Here is an 18,911-nt window from a genome sequence, read left to right on the forward strand (position 1 = left end):
GTCTCTTGATTATTTTGCAGCTTTTGTAGCTTTTATTAAATAGAAGCTTGCCCCTGCAATTAAAATAAATGCAGTTAATGCTAAAAATGGAATAGTAATAAAGCCTAACCAGTTAATATATTGTCCTGTACATGATACGGCGCCACAAGAAGGGGCATTATCCGCTAAAAAACTAAGCTTTTGAATGCCGTAATGATAGAGTGAGATACAGCCTCCGATAACAGAGAAAACCGCTGTTGTGACAGCAATACGAGCATTTTTTTGTATGAAGGCTACAGTGGCCATAATGACGATAGGGTACATAAAAATACGCTGTATCCAACATAATTTACACGGTTCATAATGACGAATTTCAGAAAAGTATAATGAACCCAGTGTAGCTACAGCAGAAACTATCCATATAAATAATAAGCCATTTTCCTCTTTTTTAGACATATCGATTCTCCCCTTTATAAAAACACTACTTGTACGATTATAGTTGTTCTAGTTTTATATGTAAATTAACTTACGCAAAATAAGGACGATAATTTCAGTCTAAAGTATGAACGGCTAATGAAGACGACCCTAATGCCTTAATGGTATCATTAACAATAGTAATGCTAAAGAAGAGGTGTTTTCGTGAAGGAAAATGAGCATTCCAATATAAGTATATTAAAGGAAATTGCAGAGCTATTAAATGAAGAAACTGAAATTGTTACGATGCTAAAAGGGGCCCTTATCAAATTTTTAAATGGCACGAATTTTGAAACAGGCTGGATCTTTTTTATTGACGCAAAGGGACGCTCGGAGCTTGTTGTTCATGAAAATTTACCTGAGGCATTGGAATTTAACAACTGTCATTATTTAAAAAAAGGTGGCTGTTGGTGTGTATCGCGCTATCGTAATGAGGAGCTAAAAAAGGCATCTAATATCATTGAATGTCAACGCATTGAAAGTGCCATTGCAGCTAATGTTGGGGATCATGAAGGAATCACCCATCATGCCACAGTGCCCCTTCAATCTGGACAAGAACGTTTTGGTGTATTAAATGTTGCCTCAAAGGATACGGTACGCTTTTCAGAGCAGGAGTTAGCCCTATTGGAGTCGGTAGCATTTCAGATGGGTTCTGCTATAAAGCGAATTTTACTGACGAAACAAGAGCAAGAAATGGCCCTTGTAAAGGAACGCAACCGTCTAGCAAGAGATTTACATGATTCAGTCAATCAACTATTATTCTCGGTTACGCTAACGGCGAGGGCTGGAATTGAAATGACACAGGATAGCGATGTGAAAGAAACATTTAAAGAGATACAGCATTTAACTCAGGATGCGCTAACAGAGATGCGGGCATTGATTTGGCAGCTACGACCAAAGGGATTGGAAAATGGCCTACTGGAAGCGATAAAAGTATATGCTGAGATGCTTGGCTTAAAATTACATGTTATGGTTTCAGGAGTCCTACAATTTCCATCGCGGATTGAAGAGACATTATTTCGAGTAGCTCAAGAGGCTTTAAATAATGTGAGACGCCATGCAGGTGTTTTAGAGGCAGCACTTTATATTACCGTCACGTCTACAGATATTTTATTAGTTATACGCGATGAGGGACGAGGATTTGTCATTGACAATAATACGAAGCTACTGTCAATGGGCTTACAATCCATTAAGGACCGTGCAAAATCAGTGGGTGGCACTGCCGACTGGGTAAGTGAAATGGGCAAAGGTACGGAGCTACTGATCCGCTTGCCATACTAAGGGGGAGAGGACATGATACGTGTATTAATTGCAGACGATCATCACGTAGTGCGTCGAGGGTTATTGTTTTTCTTAAAGACACAAAAGGATATTGAGGTTGTTGGAGAGGCGAAAAATGGACATGAAGCCGTATCATTAGCAGAAAGTATCCAACCTGACATTATTTTAATGGATTTAGTGATGCCTGAGTTGGACGGCATACAGGCGACAAAGCGCATTAAAGCAAAATTTCCAAAAATAGAGATTTTAATGCTGACAAGCTTTTCAGATCGGGACCATGTTGTCCCTGCAATGGAGGCTGGGGCAGCAGGCTATCAATTGAAAGATATTGAGCCAGATGAATTGGTCTTATCTATTCGTCGTATTATGCGTGGCGAAAATACATTACACCCAGAGGCTACAACGACGCTTGAAATGGATCGCCAGGAGGCACAGAATGCCCCGCATTCGTTAAATCCATTGACACCTCGTGAGCAGGATGTGCTGGCAGAGCTTACAAAAGGGAAAAGTAATCGAGAAATTGCATCCTCATTATTTGTTACAGAAAAAACAGTTAAAACTCATATTTCTAATATATTTACAAAATTACAAGTACAAGATCGTACCCAGGCTGCTCTATATGCGGTTAAACATGGTTTGACAGAGGGTAGTGGTAGCTAAAGCAAAACGACGAGTTTCTACAATATTGTAGGAGCTCGTCGTTTTTAGTTTGGTTATTTACTTTCCACAAACAACTTTTTTGATATCTCTAATAAAGTAGAACTTGGAGCTAATGCTAAATCCTCTTTTAGTTTTTGTTTATACGTTAGGAAAATTTTGTGCGCCTGCTCATGAAGACCTGCCTGAATTAATGTGTATAAATAGTGCTCAAGTTTTTGTTCATTATAGGGATCATATTCTAATAAAGCATGCAAAAATTCTATGGCTTTATCAGTATCTGAAAAGACTGTAGTTTGGAACCCTTTTTCTAATAACTCTATGTATGATTTCGTTAATCTATCCTTATAGGCTTTTGCCCATTCATAATCATCAAATACAAATAAACCATTTTTATAAATTGCTAGACATTGATGAATTAAAGAAATAGAAGGAAATTCTAATCGTGAAAAATCCTCATGAAGTTTTTGAAAATCATATAAGTCACACACGAGGCTTGGTTTTTCAAAGATATAGTATTTATTTGAAAAAACAATACAGTTTTCATAGCCAATCGTATTTAATGTTTTCCTTAAGTACGACAAAGCTGTATGAAGATTTGATTTGGCTCTTACATAATCTAAATCTGGCCAAAGAATTTCAATTAAATAATCTCGGTGAATAGGAATATTTGGATGCAAAATAAAATAAGCAAATAATTCCTTCGTCTTCTCAGTTTTAAATGCTACTAAGCTTTTATTGCTATAAACAGCAAATTGATCAAAGCATTGTACGTTTAATAACGTTTGAGTTGCCTGTTGAAGCATCTGCTGTATAGAAAATTCATGCTCAATACGAGTCACTGTTTTTTCTAAACGAGCATGGCTGATGGGTTTTAATAAATAATCAAGTCCACCAATTTCATAAGCTTGTAAAGCAAATTCATGATGGGAAGTAATAAAAACAACACTGACATGTGGACGCTCTGTTTTAATAATGTCCGCTACTTCAAGTCCAGAAAGTTCGTTGAGTTTTACCTCTAAAAATAGAACCTCAAATTCTATCGAGGGTAGCTCATTAAGAAATACTTCTACACTTGTAAAGGTTTGAATAATTTGTATTTGCTGAAATACTTGTAGTTTATTTTGAAAATAGTGTAAAGCTAAAGGTTCATTGTCTATTAAAACGGCTCGAATCACATCAAACTCTCCTTTTTACAATTAAATTGAAAACCATTAAACTCTAGTTCATTTTGGTTGAAAAGGCTTTCTATATATACTGAAGGGCATGAAAAGTTAAAATCACTTAATTTTCTCTATTAAAAATTTGATACTAAAATAAAGCAATTTATAGTAGGTCTTCCACAGGCGAGAGTTAGTAATCCTGTGGGGGTGTCACATCACGCCAAATCCCTTCTTAGAAAGTATTCGCCGTTCATTATATAGAAGAAAGAAGTTATTTATTTGTGTTAAGAGAATTGAAATAATTGTTTAGGCGTTTATGTATCAAACTATTCTTATAAAAAATTGAAATAGTTTATATTTAGTAGGAACATAAAGCTGTAAGAGATCGACTTTAAAAAGTAATATTTTTTCTTATATTGTAAAAATAGTATAATGATTGTAATAATTAATCAGGCGTAATTATAGTACATTTGTCTTAAATAAAACTAAAAAAGTACTTAAAAAATACTTAAAAATATAGGATGATAGTAATTAAAATGCATTTTGCTGAGAAAAAAATAAGATCTATGAAGAAAGGGGCTTCGCTATGAAATTAGAGCGTCTGCTTACAATGATAATGATATTAATCAATCGAAAAAAGGTTACCGCACAAGAATTAGCAGAAGTATTTAATGTGTCGGTTCGTACTATTTATAGAGATATTGAAACACTTAGCTGTGCAGGGGTACCGGTTATTAGCCAACAAGGGGTGCACGGAGGAATTAGCTTGATAGATGGATATCGTGTGGATAAACAGATTTTAACAAAGGATGAGCTTACATCTCTGACAATTGCCATTAAAAGTGCTTTGACTACCTATGAAGATTCTCATGCAGAAGCTGTTCTTGAAAAGCTAACAAGTATTGCAGATGATCATGTCAAACAATCGATGGACCACCTATTTATAGATCTGAGTCCATGGGGGCCAAATATACTTTTTAAGGAACATATTACGATTTTAAAAAGTGCTATAGAAAATAGGCACTGTGTAAGCTTTACTTATTCGACGACACATGGAGAGTTAACAAGGCGAGTAGTTGAACCGCATACATTGGTTCAAAAAGGGAAGACATGGTATTTATATGGCTATTGCACGTTAAGAATGGACTTTCGTCTCTTTAAATTGGCAAGAATTAAAAACTTAATGCAAGAAGATCTACACTATGAGCGGAAGGAAATTAATTTAAGTGAACTTCCATGGGGGAAAGAATGGTATCAGCCAGAAAACGTAGTGGATTTAGTAATTAGTTTTGATATGGCTGTGACGACATTAGTGGAAGAATCCTTTGGAGTAGAATTTGTTGATCATAAGCAGGCCAAAATTAATATATCTATACCAGAGGATGAGTGGCTGTACGGCTTTTTACTTAGTTTTGGCAATCGCATAAAAGTTATTGAACCACCACACATAAGGGACATACTTCAAAAACGTGCGCAGGAAATTGTTCAATTATATAAAAATCCAGATAATAGTTGACAGACAGTTGTCAGGTTTCCTTTGCTATAGTAAGGACAAATAAAGCGAAGGGTGGAATCAAACATGATGCAAAACTATTGTCAAAGCTGTGGAATGCCTCTAACAGATGCGGCTTTATTAGGAACGGAAAAAGAAGGTCACAAAAATCAAGACTATTGTACATATTGTTATGAGGAGGGGAGTTTTAAACAACCTGATTTAACCGTTGAAGCAATGATTAACATTTGTGTGCCACATCTAAAGGAAGATGGTATGCCTGAAAACGAGGCCCGTCATATGCTTACATCTTTTTTGCCAAACTTAAAAAGATGGAGAAAACAAGAATGGTCAGAACCAAAAATTATAAAAAGAGAGGAATTCCAAATAATAGGAATTTCGACGGAAACAAGCAATGCCAATGAAATGACAGCGCAAGCCAAAATCCCGCAATTATGGCATGATTTTTATGAGCAAACTATTGTTGACCAACTATCTAAGTTGGATAATCAAAGCGTATACGGTTTGTATTCAGATTATGAAACCGATGTAAACGGCAATTATTCCATAACACTTGGTGTAGAAGCCTCATTGAACACAGCACATTCTGATTTAGTCATCAAGACTATTCCAGCAGCCAAATATTTAGTATTCACATCACAGAAAGGAAAAATGCCGGAGATTGTTATCCAAACATGGCAAGAAATTTGGGCATGGTTTGCAAATTCTGAGGTAGAACGAACATATACTGGTGATTTTGAATTGTATGATGAACGTTGTGCAAACCCACAAGAGGCACAGGTGGAAGTTTATATCGCTATTAAATAAAAATAAGTCTCTTACCAATCAATTGGTAGGAGACTTTTCATCGTTTGGAGGGGGAACTATTTCAATATGAGGTTCGATATGCACGAGAACCTGACAAAAACGATTTTCTCGCAAGATGGTACGTTCGATTTCTTCAGTAATGCGGTGACTGTCAAAAACATTTAAATAGGGGTCAACCGTTACGGTTATGTCGATAAAATACATATTACCGTGAGCGCGGCCTTTAAAGTCTAAGAGCTCGATCACACCGTCCACATTACGAATTAGGACTGATAACGTTTCCACTTCATCGATATCAAATGCATCTGTAAGACTTTGAACAGCCTCCCAAAAAATTTCTACTGCTGTTTTAATAATTAAAAAGGCAACGATAAGAGCCGTTAGAGAATCGATAATGGGAAAACCAAAAATTGCACCAAAAATACCTATTGCTGTGCCGATGCTGACAAATGCATCTGAGCGATTATCAAAGGCGGCTGCTTTGACAGCGGAGCTTTTTATTTTTTTTGATAGTGCCAAATTATAGCGATAAACGATATACATGACAGCTCCACTACCTATTGCTACAAATGCTGTTAAGAGGGAAGGAGTTGTTCCAGGTGGTGCCCATAAGCTTTTTAAAGAGTTAATTAAAACCTGGAGACCAACAACAAGCATGATGAATGATGCTACTAAAGAGGCAATGGTCTCAGCACGCAAATGCCCATATTGATGATTGGAGTCGGGCGGTCTTTGAGCAATGCGTAAGCCAATCAAGACGGCAATAGAAGCGATAATATCCGTGGTGTTATTTAAACCATCTGCCTTTAACGCCTCAGAGGTACCGATATAGCCAATCGTTAGTTTGATGGAGCTTAAGATTAAATAAGTACCAATGGATAACCAAGCGCCTTTTTCCCCTTCACGTAAATTTGTATAGAGCTCCATTTTGTTTCCCCCTCGCAAAATTTTCGGACATTAGAAAACGACCCCCTATTTAAAAGGGAGTCGTTTATATCTATTATCACGGTATTAACTCCCACCTATATAAGGTGTGAGGAAAAGTCCATATTTATGAATCTTACTCAGTAACAGCGTCAAATTCATTTGATAAATCACTTTCAGGTAACTTCAGAACTTCTAAGTATAAAATATGGTGACCATCTAATTCTTTTGCAATAAATTCATAACCTTGCTCCTGAATGCTGTCTCCTTCGACTGCATCGAAGCGTTTTGTCATAAACCAACCACCGATAGTATCAATATCATCATCTTCTATGTCAGTACCTAGCATATCATTTACATTTTCAAGAAGCATTTTGGCATCTAAAATAAAATGATTATCTGCTATTTCTTGTACCTCTGGGATTTCATCTTCGTCGAATTCATCTTGAATATCGCCGACAATCTCCTCAATAATATCTTCGATCGTCACTAAACCAGATGTTCCGCCATATTCATCCATTAAAATGGCCATATGAATACGTTCACGTTGAATTTTGAGTAATAAATCGTTAATTTGCGTTGTTTCCATCACTCGAATGATTGGTTGCATATAGTCAATAACTGGTTTATCCCCATTTTTCGGGTCTTTAATGTAAGCGGTTAATAAATGCTTCATATTAACTAAACCAATAATATGGTCTTTATCGCCGTCAATAATCGGATAACGAGTATATTGTTCAACACCCATTAAATCAAATACCTCTTTAATTGTCAGTTCTTTTTCAATGCCGACAATCTCTGTTCGAGGAACCATGATTTCCTTTGCAAGACGATCTGAGAACTCAAAAATACTATTTACATATTCATATTCTGAGTTATTTATTTCTCCACCCTTTAAACTATCCGATAAAATCATACGTAGTTCTTCCTCTGTATGAGCTACTTCTGATTCCGACATCATTTTTAAGCCAAAAAGGCCAGTTAAGCCACGGGCAGACCCGTTTAATAACTTTATGACTGGATACGTAATGTTGTGGAATAAAATTAATGGACCAGAAAAGTTTAATGTGACAAGTTCTGCTTTTTGGATGGCTAATGTTTTTGGCGCCAATTCCCCAATAACAACATGCATAAACGTTACGATTGAGAATGCAATTATAAATGAAAGGATAGATGTTATACTACCATTCAAATTTAGAAATTCAAACACTGGGTGCAAAATAATTTCAAATGTAGGTTCACCTAACCAACCTAAACCAAGTGCAGTGATGGTAATACCTAACTGACATGCAGATAAGTACTCATCTAAATCTGAAACAACACGTTTTGCATTTTTCGCCTTCTTATGCCCTTCTGCGAGCAATTGATCAATGCGGGTAGTTCTCACTTTAACGATTGCAAATTCTGTTGCAACGAAAAATCCTGTCATTATAATTAGTAGGGCGAATGCCGCCAACCTAATGGTTATCTCCAATATGTCTCCGTCCAAATAATTCCTTTGTTCCCGCCCAAATGAGGGAAGTAAACAAAGTGTACACCTCCTATGATTTAAAAAATTGTTGGATGTTTCAATAATAAATTATTTAATAGAAAAACACAAATATTGACAACAACTTTTTATGTTCATATTCTATCCATGTAAAAAGTAGCTAGATTCAAAAGCAAAGTGATTGTAAACGTGATTGCAATATGCTAACTTAAATTGAGCAAAGATAGTTTGTTTAGGGAAAGAAGCATTTTGCATCTTATATAATACGACACGTCAAAAATCTCAAGATTGCTTTTACTTGCGGATTTTTTTAAATGAATTATTTTTAATAGCTAAAGGAGAGACTCGATCATCAATTGAGACTTTCCTTTTTTTGTGAAAAAACTTAGAAGGAGCAGTCTTTGATGTGACTGCTCCTTCTAAGTTTATTCCTGTTGGAAACGTAATTTTAAACATGCCTTCTCTACATCATGAAAGGATTCTTTCAAAGGTAAATTACCCGTAAATGGTGCTATAGATATTGGTGCTTTTTCTGTGATACCTTGCTGAGTCAAAATGTAATTTTTACCGTTATAAGTAAAGTACATTGTTTTAATTGACTTTTTACCAAAAGTGCTAGCAGACGAGTCAAAGAAACCTTTAAGTTGACTACAATATTCGTAATAGAAATCGCCATTAATGCCAGAGATGGCTTCAAATTTTTTGTGATCTAATTTACCAGCTTCGTCAGCTAGTTCGAATATTTTCGCGGAAAATTCTGAAAAAAATTCTTTTACTTTAACACGTATTAATGCTTTTGACTGATAACTGTTTAAGTCATCTGAAAGCGTGACTTTACTCATTGAAATGGCCCCCTGCATAAAAAACATATACTATTAAATTGCTAACCCTAATGTATAAGAAATATATAGGAATTTCAACATGTATCAACATAATTAGCATAAAGGACGTGCTATATATAGTAAATATAGGTATTTTTATCGGGGAATTAAGCGAAAAAATTACTATGTTTTTTAATCATACACATGGAATAGCATTAGCTCATGAATCATTTTTTTAACATCTTCTTCATTTGGTGGTGTTGGTCCTGTCCATTGAATAGTGCCGTCTTTTAAATATTCAGCAGAGTAGCGTTCACGCTGATAAAAAAATGAAACAGTCCATCCTGGAAGTTGAGTATTTTCAAATAATGACTTAAAACTGAAATGTTGAATCATCATCCAACCTCATTTCTATAGTATGTAGTTCATATTATTCAAGGATAATGGTCATTTTGCAACTATTCACTTTTATACTGAAATCTAAAGGGGGTATTTCTTTCGTTGGAAATCATTGCTCTGCTATAATAAGTGCAGAAGGCGACATAAAACGCCAATCGTGAATTCAACTGAAATGAGAGGATACTAATGGACAATTTTATAGTGACATTACTTTTTATGGCAATTATTGGCGCAGCAATCGGAGGCGTTACCAATCACCTAGCCATTAAAATGCTTTTTCGTCCACATAACGCAATATATATTAAAAACTGGCGCGTTCCTTTTACACCTGGACTTATTCCAAAACGACGTGATGAATTAGCAAAACAGCTTGGTCTTACCGTTGTAAATTATTTATTAACTCCTGAAACGTTTAGAAAGAAATTTTTCTCGAAGGATATTCAGGAAAAGGTTGAACAGTTTGTGCAAACGAAAGTAGAGGAAACCATCTTTACAAACGATAAAACGATTCAAGATTGGTTAAATATTGCAGGGTTTGCTCATATGCCAGCTACGATTGAGCAGAAAGTTGAAGCAATTGTTGAGGGACAATTTGCATCAGTGAAGAATACACTATCAACAAAATCAATTCGTACACTGCTATCTTCAGATATGCAGGATACTCTTGATGCCAAGATTCCTGTAGCAGTCAGTCATATACTAGAAAAAGGCGAGGATTACTTTTTATCACCAGAAGGTGAAATGACAATTAAAGCAATGATTGATGATTTCTTATCATCAAAAGGATCATTTGGTGGTATGATCAATATGTTTTTAGGTGATTCATCGTCCCTTGTAGGAAAAGTTCAACGTGAGCTCGTCAAGTTTTTACAAGCTCCGGGTACGTCAACATTATTAACAAAAATATTTACACAAGAATGGGAAAAATTAAAAGATCGACCAGCGATGGACTTTTTACAAGACATGCAGTTTGATCCAATTTTGTCGAAATTACAAATGTATGTAAAAGAGCAATTAGCTGTCGCTGAACGTTTAAATCAATCAATTTCTTATTATTGGCCTGAAGGAAATGAATGGATGAAAAATTCGGTCATCCCACAGGCGATTGAAAAAGCTTTTGTCAAGGCAGAGGAAAAACTAGAGGATGTACTTACACGTTTAAATTTACAAGAAGTTGTTCGTGAGCAGGTTGACTCTTTCCCTGTAGAGAAATTAGAGGAACTTGTATTAGGTATTTCAAAACGTGAATTTAAAATGATTACCGTATTAGGTGCAGTTCTTGGTGGATTGATTGGAATTGTGCAAGGTTTAATTGTTTACTTTATTTAAAAAGGAGATTGTATAAATGGTTAATATTTATAATGACATTAATGCGCTAGAGGCAACATTCCGTAAGACTCCAGAGTTTGAGGCTTTACAAGCGGCGGTTGAAGTTGTAAAGAGTGATGAAGAGGCGTTAAATGTCTTTAAAAACTTCCGTAAAATTCAAATTGAATTACAAAAGAAACAATTAGCTGGAGAAGATTTATTGGAGGATGAGCTTGTTTATGCTCAAAAGGCATCTCAGCTTGTGCAGCAAAATGAAAAGATTTCAGCTATGCTTGAGGCAGAAATGAAGTTAAGTAAAGTCATTGAAGAAGTGAATCGTATTTTAATAAAGCCAATTCAAGGCCTATATGAAGATATTCAATAAATCATCCATATCGTAAGGAATAATTGTTTGAGAAATTGCACATATACAAGTAAGAGGAAAACGTGTATCCGCTAACCGGAGCACGTTTTTACTTTATATACACCAGTCAATTGTATTGGAGGTTATAACTATGCATGTATTCATTGAATGGACCTATAAAACACCGAAGGGAGCAACAACTGTTTTACGTTCTGAAGAAATGCCTGCAGCGCAAGCGCTATTACTAGCTGAGGATATGGAAAAGACCGGAAGAGTCAAGTCCATTCATTGTTTAGATCGTCAAGATACAAGTTGGACATTAAAAGAGCTAAAAGCCTATTTAAAAGAAATAGATACAGAGCCGCATAATATTATTGTCTATTTCGATGGAGGTTTTGATAGGGGGACAAGACAGGCAGGGTTTGGATGTGCTATTTACTATGAACAAAATGGCAAGCCCTATCGTTTAAGAAAAAATGCTTTTTCATCCGAACTTAAATCTAATAATGAAGCAGAGTATGCTGCGCTTTATTTAGGTTTAGTGGAGCTAGAATTACTAAATGTCCATCATCTACCTGTCCAAATTAAAGGAGACTCCCAAGTAGTTATCAATCAATTAAGTGGGGAATGGGCAGCATTAGAAAAGGATCTAGTAGGTTGGGCAGATAAGATTGATGCCAAATTAGCACAACTTACTATACAACCGGACTATCAGCTAATCGCTCGTAAGGACAATTCAGAAGCAGACCGGCTTGCTACACAAGCATTAAATGGTATAGATATTACAGGCTTGAGCGAACTTGTAAAAGAATAAATCGAAAGAGGTGTCGGTAGTTACTGTCACCTCTTTTTTTAAATTCTTTATAGGTAATGAAACTTTTTCCATTTTGAAACTACTACTACTATGAACCCAAACAATAAGGAGAGATTGTTATGTATATGAAAAAATTAGCACCAGCAGCTTTGTCTGCATTATTAATGGGAAGTGTTGTCATACCTGTTGCTTCGGCAAATGAGCAGAAGGATGAAGTTGAAGTTCCGCAAATCCAAATTGATCCAGTACACATTTTCAATCAAACACATGGAACAGTTGAAGATGTTCGTGTTGCTAAAGACATTACATATTACACTGTTAAAGACGGAGAGCAAACAAATGTACTAGAAATTACAAAAGATACTCCTGTGTATGATAATACGGGTAAAAAAGTAGAGCTTAAAGAAGGGGATAAAGTAGAGGCATACACTTTTGCCAATCAACCACAAAAATATATCTACCCACCGCAATTCAATCCAGAGATTGTCATTGTAGATTCAAAAGAAGTTGGGCTTGTAGAAGTGGATTATTTCTTTGAGGATTTAACAAACACATATGATATTTTAAAATTAAATATTGGTAAAGAAACGGAACTACTTAATGCAAAAGGTGAAAAAGTAACGTCAAAAGATTTAGCAGAGAAGCATTTAGCTGTTTTCTATACAGCATCCACTAAGAGTATTCCAGCACAAACAACACCATCGAAAGTGATTGTTCTAGATGACAATTCGGAAAGTTCTTTGAATCCAGTAGATGAGGAAATTAATAAAATTATCGCCACAGATTTTTATATGGTAGAAGAAACAACAATGGTGCCATTACGTAGCATTGCAGAAAAGCTTGGCTTTAAAGTAGAATCAAAAGGTAAAACGGTTATCCTAACAAAGGGCAATGGATCTTATACAATCACACGTGGAGATAAAACGTTTGGTTATAACAAATCATTACGCACTTTGTCAGTGGCACCAACGTTGAAAGACACGAAAACTTATGTCCCTGTTGAATTCATTGAAGAATTTTTGAAATAAATTTGAAACTAGTATGCCAACTTTTGTGGCATACTAGTTTTATTTTTTAAGAAACTATTCTGGAAGGATATCTTTTGGCAAATTGCTGCAGGCATTGCTTGAAAGAAACCGTACTCATAAAATTTTTAGCTAATATCATTTCATCTGAATACAATAAAAATTGCTGGAAGTGCTGTTTAACAAATGCCCTAGCTTTCTCGTAGTGCTTGTTGATAGAAATAGCTCCGTACATTTCTTGTTGGTCAATGATGTAGATAAAGTCACAGATCACATTATATGTTTCATATTTAAATAATACGGTGACATATAATGTTTTTTCATCACATCGCGCTAAGTCAAAATGGTGAAATGCTACTTCTACTTGATGAATAAAGCTCGAGATGGATGGACGATTACTATTTTTTAAAAGAAACACTATCAACACCACCTTTTGTAAGAAATTATAATGACAAAAAAATAGTTTGTCTACATGTAGACTGAATATTCTGTTTTCTTGATGTTTCTTATTGTTACTTTGCTTATAGTCATAGAAATTTGTTAAACTAAAATCTGCAATATATATGGAATAAGAAAAGAAGAGAGCGAAACAATATGAAAATGATTCACATAGATCAAAAATATCCTGAGGATTGGATTCGCGTATTAAATCATATAGCGAATTTATTTTTTGAGGATTCCAAGCTGCGAGTGGAGCCGGAGGAAGCTGATATGTCGGTTTCATTTACGTACGACGTTGGAGAGAATTTTTCAATAGCTACAAAAGCGATATTGACTGTAGATGGACAACAATATACAAATGATTACAGCATCCAATACGAATCAGCTGCAACAGGTCGTGAGCTCAATATTCGAATGAAACGAGCATTATCCCATGTATTCTTAGATGTTCTTGAGCAGCATACAGGGGTACATCAGCAATGGGGGATTCTAACAGGAGTCCGTCCGACTAAGCTCTATCACAAGTTTAGAAAAGAAGGAAAAGGGGATCAAGAAATTGCTGAGTTATTAATTCGAGATTTTCGCCTGTCTAAGGAGAAGGTAGCACTTTTAAAGGATATCGTGGAACGACAATTAGTAACCATTCCAGATATTGATCAAATTGGGCAAGAGATTAGTGTATATATTGGCATTCCATTTTGCCCAACGAAATGTGCCTATTGTACATTCCCAGCCTATGCGATCGGAAGTAATCGTAAGCAAGGTCGTGTAAATACATTTTTAGATGGCTTGCATATTGAATTACGTGAAATGGGAAAATGGCTCAAGGACAATAATATGAAAATCACCTCTATTTATTGGGGGGGCGGTACACCGACTTCCATTGAAGCTGATGAAATGGACGCCTTATATCAAACGATGTATGAATCCTTCCCGAACCCTGAAACAATTCGAGAGGTTACCGTTGAAGCAGGAAGACCAGATACGATTACACCTGAAAAATTAGAAGTGCTTAAAAAATGGGGAATTGATCGTATTAGTGTAAATCCACAATCTTATACAGATGAAACATTAAAGGCCATTGGTCGTCATCATACAGTTCAAGAAACAATTGATAAATTTTGGCTAGCTCGTGAATCCGGTATGAACAATATTAATATGGACCTCATTATTGGTTTACCAAATGAAGGTATTGAGGAATTTCAGCATTCGTTAGTGGAATCGGCTAAGATGCAGCCTGAATCATTAACTGTCCATACATTATCATTTAAACGTGCATCTGAAATGACTCGCAATAAAGATAAATATAAAGTAGCGGATCGTGATACGGTCGCTGAAATGATGCAAATGGCACAAGATTGGACAAAGGAAAATGACTATGTTCCATATTATTTATATCGCCAAAAAAATATTTTAGGTAATCTCGAAAATGTCGGCTATAGTAAAGCTGGTGAAGAGAGTATTTATAATATTGTGATCATGGAAGAGGTACAGACAATTTTAGGGATTGGTTGTGGCGCATCTTCTAAATTTGTTCATCCTGAAACAGGAAAAATTACGCAATTCCACAACCCAAAAGATCCTGCAGCATATATTATGACCTTTGAAGAGGCTATTGGGAAAAAAATCGAGTTGTTAGATGAGCTATACAAACTATAAAATAAAGGCGATCTGAGTGATTCAGATTGCCTTTACTATTTATAGAGTTCGTAATGTACAAGCCATTTGCAAGATCACTGCATCTTCAAAATATTGTGGATCATAGCCAGTTAACTCTCTTATTTTATTTAATCGATAAGTAAGTGTATGGCGATGAATGTTTAGTTGCTGTGCACAAAGCTTTAACTGTAAATTACAATCAAAAAACGATTGTAATGTTTCCAGCTGTTTTGCATTGATATTTTTAAGGATTCGGTGATGAAAAGCTTGTACCTCCTCTGATTCACGATGTTTAAAAAGAGAAAATAACTCTACATCCTCAAAAAAGGTAATCTCGTTATGGACGTTACCGAATTCGAGTGCTGTCCTAGCTCCCTGATAGCTATAGGGAAGTAGTGAAAGTTGCTGGACAACTGGACCAATACCAATTTGTAAGGAAGGTAGTTTTTGTTTTTTCTTTCTGAGAGCTTTTATGATAGATTGACGGCTTTGTTCCTGACAATGGGTTAGCAGTATATAATACTCCTGTAATTGGCTATGTCCAGCTAGAATGGGCTGTCTATAAAATAAATCCTCAAAAAAGAAGGGTATCGTACTTTCTAAATAAGATGTTTCATGTAAACTCACTAAAATAACTTGGAAGGGTGCTACTAGTGAGAAGGGTAATTTCTGAATTCGTTTATTTAACGTAGCATCCAGCTTACTTCCATGAACGAGTGCCTCGAATATGTAGTCATTATTCTTCCGTTGCCACTCGCTTTTAGACTCAACGAGTGCTTGATGTGTCATGATCTCTGTCGTTAATTGAACAAGATTGGCGATTTCAAGCATGTCTTCTGAATCTCCAGTAATACCAATCACACCTACTACTTCATCCTGATACATAATAGGCATATTAATGCCAGGCTTTGTATTGGGATACAACTCTATATTGTCTTCATTAATAATCAACGTATTTTTTGTTTGTGCTACATAAACCGCACCTTCGTGAATATCCTCCACTCTCATCTTGTCTCCAGAGGCTAAAATAACACCAGTAGGGCTAATGACATTAATATTGTGACGTAAGCGCAACATTGTTTGATGTACGATATCTTCTGCTAATTTTTTTGTCAACATGTTTATACACCTCGGATAAAAAACAGTCTGTTATAGCACAGATAAATTGTACATTTATTATAATGTTTTCTGAATTTATTGTCATTATAATAATTTGTAAGCGCTTAACTTAGGGATTTAAAATTTACGTAAATATCAATGGACGACATAAGTGGAGGTATTTTATGAAAATCATTATTAGTCCAGATTCCTTCAAGGGTACTCTGTCAGCAGTTGAAGTAGCGAGGTCCATGCAGAAAGGAATTCTGGATGCAGATCCATCAATAGAAACTATAATTCTACCAATTGCAGATGGTGGGGAAGGGACACTTGATTCGCTTATTGCCTCTACGAATGGTCAATATTTTTCAGTGGATGTATTAGATCCAATAGGAAGAGATATACAGGCACAATATGGTGTTTTGGGTGATAAAGAAACATGTGTGATTGAAATGGCTCAGGCATCTGGCATCATGCTGCTACAAGACAATGAAAAAAATCCTGAATTTGCTACAACGTATGGTACTGGCCAATTAATTAAGGCTGCTCTGGACCGAGGCTTTAGAAAATTTATTATCGGTATAGGTGGAAGTGCCACAAATGATGCAGGGATTGGCATGCTCAAGGCATTAGGTGTGCGATTCATAAAGGAAGATGGCTCAGATTTAGAAGATGGAATTTCAAGTCTACTGAAGTTAACTGCAATCGATGTAAGTGGACTGGATGCTAGATTAACAGAAGCGATATTTACCATTGCCTGTGATGTGGATAATCCATTCATTGGTGAACGAGGGGCAACAGCTATATTTGGTCCTCAAAAAGGTGTGCGGGACGATCAAGTCAAGCATTTTGATAACTGTTTAAAGCATTTTGCAGATATCGTGGAACAACAATTTTCTATTCGATTGCATGATTATCAAGGAGCGGGAGCGGCAGGAGGATTGGGAGGCGCGTTAATCGCATTTTTAAAAGGGACATTTCATGCAGGAATTGATATCGTCATAGATGCTGTCCAGTTACAGGATCATTTAGCAGCCGCACAGTTAGTAATAACGGGAGAAGGGAAATCGGATCTCCAAACATTACATGGTAAGGCTCCATTAGGGGTTGCGAAAGCCGCAGCGCTAGCACATATAGATGCAGCTTTATTATCGGGAGACATTGATAGTACGGCTAAGCCTGCACTTCAAAAGTATTTTAGCGTTGTAGAAACATTAGTAGATGAGGAGATTACTACTCAGCAGGCAATGCAAGAACCCGCTCGTTTTATTCGGTTAAAAACTAAGAGAATCTTTGAGCTTTACATACAAAAGGGGGCTGACTAGATGTTGTTCATTATTATTTTAATCGGGGTATTGTTTGTTGTATTGGGCACGGCCAAATTAAAGCTACACCCATTTCTGGCATTATTAATGAGTGCCTTCTTCGTCGGAATTGCTTCAGGAATGTCATTATTAACAGTGGTAGAAAGTATTAACACTGGTTTCGGTGGTTTAATGACGAGCATTGGCTTAGTGATTATCGCTGGAACTATTATAGGTTTAATATTAGAGAAATCAGGCGCTGCCTATCGAATGGCAGAAGTAGTTTTACGAATCGTCGGCCCAAAACGTCCACAACTTGCGATGTCCTTAATTGGTTACATCGTATCCATCCCAGTGTTTTGTGATTCGGGTTTTATTATTTTATCGAGTTTGCAAAAATCATTAGCTAAACGGGCTAACGTAACGATTGCATCAATGGCAGTAGCTTTAGCGACGGGTTTATTTGCGACACATGTATTAGTCCCACCCACACCAGGTCCCATCGCAGCAGCAGGAAATATTGGGGCGGCTGATTATTTAGGGACAGTTATTGTCATTGGTTTATTAGTAGCTATACCGGCTACATTTGTAGGCTATATGTGGTCCGTGAAAGTTGCAACCAAAATTCGAGTACCTGAAGATGATGTAGAGGCATTAGACTATGAGGAAGTCATTAAATCCTTTGGCAAAATGCCTTCAACCTTTAAAGCCTTTTTACCAATCGTCCTCCCAATTGTCTTAATTGGACTTGGTTCGATAGCATCGTTAGTAGGGGATCCCGAATCAACATTCAATACGATCTTTAAGTTCTTAGGTTCACCAACGGTAGCTTTATTTTTAGGGGTGGCTGCTGCCTTTTTATTATTACCTGAAATTAGTGAAACGACCTTAACGGGTTGGATTGGAGAGAGTTTAAAAGAAGCCGCTCCCATTTTACTTATTACAGGAGCGGGCGGTTCATTTGGGACCGTTATTAAAAATGCTGGTGTTGGAGAAATGCTACAGGAAATGGATTTGGGGATGTTTGCGTCAGGTACTTTATTCCTGCTAGTGCCGTTTTTAGTAGCTGCTGCCTTAAAAACTGCCCAAGGATCTTCAACGACAGCGCTTGTTATTACGTCTACTCTAGTTGCACCAATGCTCGTGACACTTGGCGTTGAGGGAGCTGTCCCGTTAGCATTAGTAGTAATGGCCATTGGAGCTGGTGCAATGACGGTTAGTCATGTAAACGACAGTTTCTTCTGGGTAATTACACAGTATAGTGGAATGGAAGTAACTCAAGCCTATAAGGCACAAACGGTTGCAACATTATTACAAGGCATTGTTACAATCATAATTACAATGGTTTTATGGTGGATATTTGTTTAAAGTACAGGGAGAGCTGCCCATGG

At 36.3% G+C, this 18,911-nt stretch carries 19 protein-coding genes; 11 read left to right on the plus strand and 8 right to left on the minus strand.

Features of this window, described 5'->3' with window-relative positions:
- Nucleotides 1-9: 9 nt before the first annotated feature.
- Nucleotides 10-435 (minus strand): disulfide formation protein C, encoded by a 426-nt coding sequence (locus AC1Q6O_RS15945; protein WP_008173406.1) that lies wholly within the window; start codon nt 433-435, stop codon nt 10-12.
- Nucleotides 436-618: 183 nt separating this feature from the next.
- Here AC1Q6O_RS15945 and AC1Q6O_RS15950 point away from each other — a divergent pair, with 183 nt between their 5' ends.
- A complete protein-coding gene (locus AC1Q6O_RS15950; RefSeq protein ID WP_239355379.1) occupies nt 619-1,734 on the plus strand; it encodes a GAF domain-containing sensor histidine kinase in 1,116 nt (371 codons plus the stop codon).
- A gap of 12 nt (nt 1,735-1,746) precedes the next feature.
- Nucleotides 1,747-2,394 carry a response regulator gene (locus tag AC1Q6O_RS15955; RefSeq protein WP_008173403.1) on the plus strand — a complete coding sequence of 216 codons (648 nt, stop codon included), beginning with the start codon at nt 1,747-1,749 and terminating at the stop codon, nt 2,392-2,394.
- 53 nt (nt 2,395-2,447) lie between these two features.
- On the opposite strand, the gene AC1Q6O_RS15960 is transcribed toward AC1Q6O_RS15955, so the two are convergent.
- Entirely contained in the window at nt 2,448-3,569 is a 1,122-nt protein-coding gene (locus AC1Q6O_RS15960; RefSeq protein WP_089987044.1) for a response regulator, read from the minus strand.
- 571 nt (nt 3,570-4,140) lie between these two features.
- Between AC1Q6O_RS15960 and AC1Q6O_RS15965 the strand changes: the two genes are divergently transcribed.
- Both AC1Q6O_RS15965 and AC1Q6O_RS15970 read left to right on the plus strand, forming a co-directional pair.
- Nucleotides 4,141-5,070, plus strand: coding sequence for a helix-turn-helix transcriptional regulator (locus AC1Q6O_RS15965; protein WP_008173399.1), 930 nt, complete (start codon nt 4,141-4,143; stop codon nt 5,068-5,070).
- Between the two features lie 63 nt (nt 5,071-5,133).
- Entirely contained in the window at nt 5,134-5,874 is a 741-nt protein-coding gene (locus AC1Q6O_RS15970) for a zinc ribbon domain-containing protein (protein WP_237068884.1), read from the plus strand.
- An 18-nt stretch (nt 5,875-5,892) separates the two neighbouring features.
- On the opposite strand, the gene AC1Q6O_RS15975 is transcribed toward AC1Q6O_RS15970, so the two are convergent.
- The 4 genes from AC1Q6O_RS15975 to AC1Q6O_RS15990 form a co-directional block, all read right to left on the minus strand.
- Nucleotides 5,893-6,801: a cation diffusion facilitator family transporter gene (locus tag AC1Q6O_RS15975; protein WP_096364792.1), complete on the minus strand. Its 909-nt coding sequence runs from the start codon at nt 6,799-6,801 to the stop codon at nt 5,893-5,895.
- A gap of 133 nt (nt 6,802-6,934) precedes the next feature.
- Nucleotides 6,935-8,254 (minus strand): hemolysin family protein, encoded by a 1,320-nt coding sequence (locus tag AC1Q6O_RS15980; RefSeq protein WP_170844181.1) that lies wholly within the window; start codon nt 8,252-8,254, stop codon nt 6,935-6,937.
- Nucleotides 8,255-8,712: 458 nt separating this feature from the next.
- Nucleotides 8,713-9,129 (minus strand): hypothetical protein, encoded by a 417-nt coding sequence (locus AC1Q6O_RS15985; RefSeq protein WP_107922672.1) that lies wholly within the window; start codon nt 9,127-9,129, stop codon nt 8,713-8,715.
- A gap of 171 nt (nt 9,130-9,300) precedes the next feature.
- Nucleotides 9,301-9,504, minus strand: coding sequence for a YheE family protein (locus AC1Q6O_RS15990; RefSeq protein ID WP_043989580.1), 204 nt, complete (start codon nt 9,502-9,504; stop codon nt 9,301-9,303).
- A gap of 189 nt (nt 9,505-9,693) precedes the next feature.
- Between AC1Q6O_RS15990 and AC1Q6O_RS15995 the strand changes: the two genes are divergently transcribed.
- The 4 genes from AC1Q6O_RS15995 (at nt 9,694) to AC1Q6O_RS16010 (ending at nt 13,021) form a co-directional block, all read left to right on the plus strand.
- The gene (locus AC1Q6O_RS15995; protein WP_089987041.1) at nt 9,694-10,836 is read left to right on the plus strand and encodes a DUF445 domain-containing protein; all 1,143 of its coding nucleotides are present in this window, start codon (nt 9,694-9,696) and stop codon (nt 10,834-10,836) included.
- 16 nt (nt 10,837-10,852) lie between these two features.
- Nucleotides 10,853-11,200 (plus strand): YlbF family regulator, encoded by a 348-nt coding sequence (locus tag AC1Q6O_RS16000; RefSeq protein ID WP_008173388.1) that lies wholly within the window; start codon nt 10,853-10,855, stop codon nt 11,198-11,200.
- Between the two features lie 130 nt (nt 11,201-11,330).
- Nucleotides 11,331-11,993 carry a ribonuclease H family protein gene (locus tag AC1Q6O_RS16005; RefSeq protein WP_239355380.1) on the plus strand — a complete coding sequence of 221 codons (663 nt, stop codon included), beginning with the start codon at nt 11,331-11,333 and terminating at the stop codon, nt 11,991-11,993.
- Between the two features lie 119 nt (nt 11,994-12,112).
- A complete protein-coding gene (locus AC1Q6O_RS16010; RefSeq protein ID WP_089987039.1) occupies nt 12,113-13,021 on the plus strand; it encodes a copper amine oxidase N-terminal domain-containing protein in 909 nt (302 codons plus the stop codon).
- Nucleotides 13,022-13,067: 46 nt separating this feature from the next.
- Here the strand turns inward: AC1Q6O_RS16010 and AC1Q6O_RS16015 are convergent, their stop codons facing one another.
- Nucleotides 13,068-13,436: a hypothetical protein gene (locus tag AC1Q6O_RS16015; protein WP_008173382.1), complete on the minus strand. Its 369-nt coding sequence runs from the start codon at nt 13,434-13,436 to the stop codon at nt 13,068-13,070.
- 176 nt (nt 13,437-13,612) lie between these two features.
- Here AC1Q6O_RS16015 and AC1Q6O_RS16020 point away from each other — a divergent pair, with 176 nt between their 5' ends.
- Nucleotides 13,613-15,118: a coproporphyrinogen III oxidase gene (locus AC1Q6O_RS16020; protein WP_008173379.1), complete on the plus strand. Its 1,506-nt coding sequence runs from the start codon at nt 13,613-13,615 to the stop codon at nt 15,116-15,118.
- A gap of 39 nt (nt 15,119-15,157) precedes the next feature.
- Here AC1Q6O_RS16020 and AC1Q6O_RS16025 read toward each other — a convergent pair whose 3' ends face one another.
- A complete protein-coding gene (locus AC1Q6O_RS16025; RefSeq protein WP_492401694.1) occupies nt 15,158-16,237 on the minus strand; it encodes a CdaR family transcriptional regulator in 1,080 nt (359 codons plus the stop codon).
- Between the two features lie 164 nt (nt 16,238-16,401).
- On the opposite strand from AC1Q6O_RS16025, the gene AC1Q6O_RS16030 reads away from it, so the two are divergent.
- Together AC1Q6O_RS16030 and AC1Q6O_RS16035 are read left to right on the plus strand one after the other, a co-directional pair.
- Nucleotides 16,402-17,541: a glycerate kinase gene (locus AC1Q6O_RS16030; RefSeq protein ID WP_089987037.1), complete on the plus strand. Its 1,140-nt coding sequence runs from the start codon at nt 16,402-16,404 to the stop codon at nt 17,539-17,541.
- Nucleotides 17,542-18,888, plus strand: a complete 1,347-nt coding sequence (locus AC1Q6O_RS16035) for a GntP family permease (protein WP_239355382.1) — start codon at nt 17,542-17,544, stop codon at nt 18,886-18,888.
- Nucleotides 18,889-18,911: the final 23 nt, after the last annotated feature.

Source organism: Lysinibacillus sp. GW823-FHT06C08, assembly GCF_058795135.1.

What these genes read in the sequence shown, in the direction of transcription:
- AC1Q6O_RS15945 (WP_008173406.1), bottom strand. Translation starts at nt 435, where the DNA reads ATGTCTAAAAAAGAGGAAAATGGCTTATTATTTATATGGATAGTTTCT.
- AC1Q6O_RS15955 (WP_008173403.1), top strand. Translation starts at nt 1,747, where the DNA reads ATGATACGTGTATTAATTGCAGACGATCATCACGTAGTGCGTCGAGGG.
- AC1Q6O_RS15965 (WP_008173399.1), top strand. Translation starts at nt 4,141, where the DNA reads ATGAAATTAGAGCGTCTGCTTACAATGATAATGATATTAATCAATCGA.
- AC1Q6O_RS15970 (WP_237068884.1), top strand. Translation starts at nt 5,134, where the DNA reads ATGATGCAAAACTATTGTCAAAGCTGTGGAATGCCTCTAACAGATGCG.
- AC1Q6O_RS15975 (WP_096364792.1), bottom strand. Translation starts at nt 6,801, where the DNA reads ATGGAGCTCTATACAAATTTACGTGAAGGGGAAAAAGGCGCTTGGTTA.
- AC1Q6O_RS15985 (WP_107922672.1), bottom strand. Translation starts at nt 9,129, where the DNA reads ATGAGTAAAGTCACGCTTTCAGATGACTTAAACAGTTATCAGTCAAAA.
- AC1Q6O_RS15990 (WP_043989580.1), bottom strand. Translation starts at nt 9,504, where the DNA reads ATGATTCAACATTTCAGTTTTAAGTCATTATTTGAAAATACTCAACTT.
- AC1Q6O_RS15995 (WP_089987041.1), top strand. Translation starts at nt 9,694, where the DNA reads ATGGACAATTTTATAGTGACATTACTTTTTATGGCAATTATTGGCGCA.
- AC1Q6O_RS16000 (WP_008173388.1), top strand. Translation starts at nt 10,853, where the DNA reads ATGGTTAATATTTATAATGACATTAATGCGCTAGAGGCAACATTCCGT.
- AC1Q6O_RS16005 (WP_239355380.1), top strand. Translation starts at nt 11,331, where the DNA reads ATGCATGTATTCATTGAATGGACCTATAAAACACCGAAGGGAGCAACA.
- AC1Q6O_RS16010 (WP_089987039.1), top strand. Translation starts at nt 12,113, where the DNA reads ATGTATATGAAAAAATTAGCACCAGCAGCTTTGTCTGCATTATTAATG.
- AC1Q6O_RS16020 (WP_008173379.1), top strand. Translation starts at nt 13,613, where the DNA reads ATGAAAATGATTCACATAGATCAAAAATATCCTGAGGATTGGATTCGC.
- AC1Q6O_RS16025 (WP_492401694.1), bottom strand. Translation starts at nt 16,237, where the DNA reads ATGTTGACAAAAAAATTAGCAGAAGATATCGTACATCAAACAATGTTG.
- AC1Q6O_RS16030 (WP_089987037.1), top strand. Translation starts at nt 16,402, where the DNA reads ATGAAAATCATTATTAGTCCAGATTCCTTCAAGGGTACTCTGTCAGCA.
- AC1Q6O_RS16035 (WP_239355382.1), top strand. Translation starts at nt 17,542, where the DNA reads ATGTTGTTCATTATTATTTTAATCGGGGTATTGTTTGTTGTATTGGGC.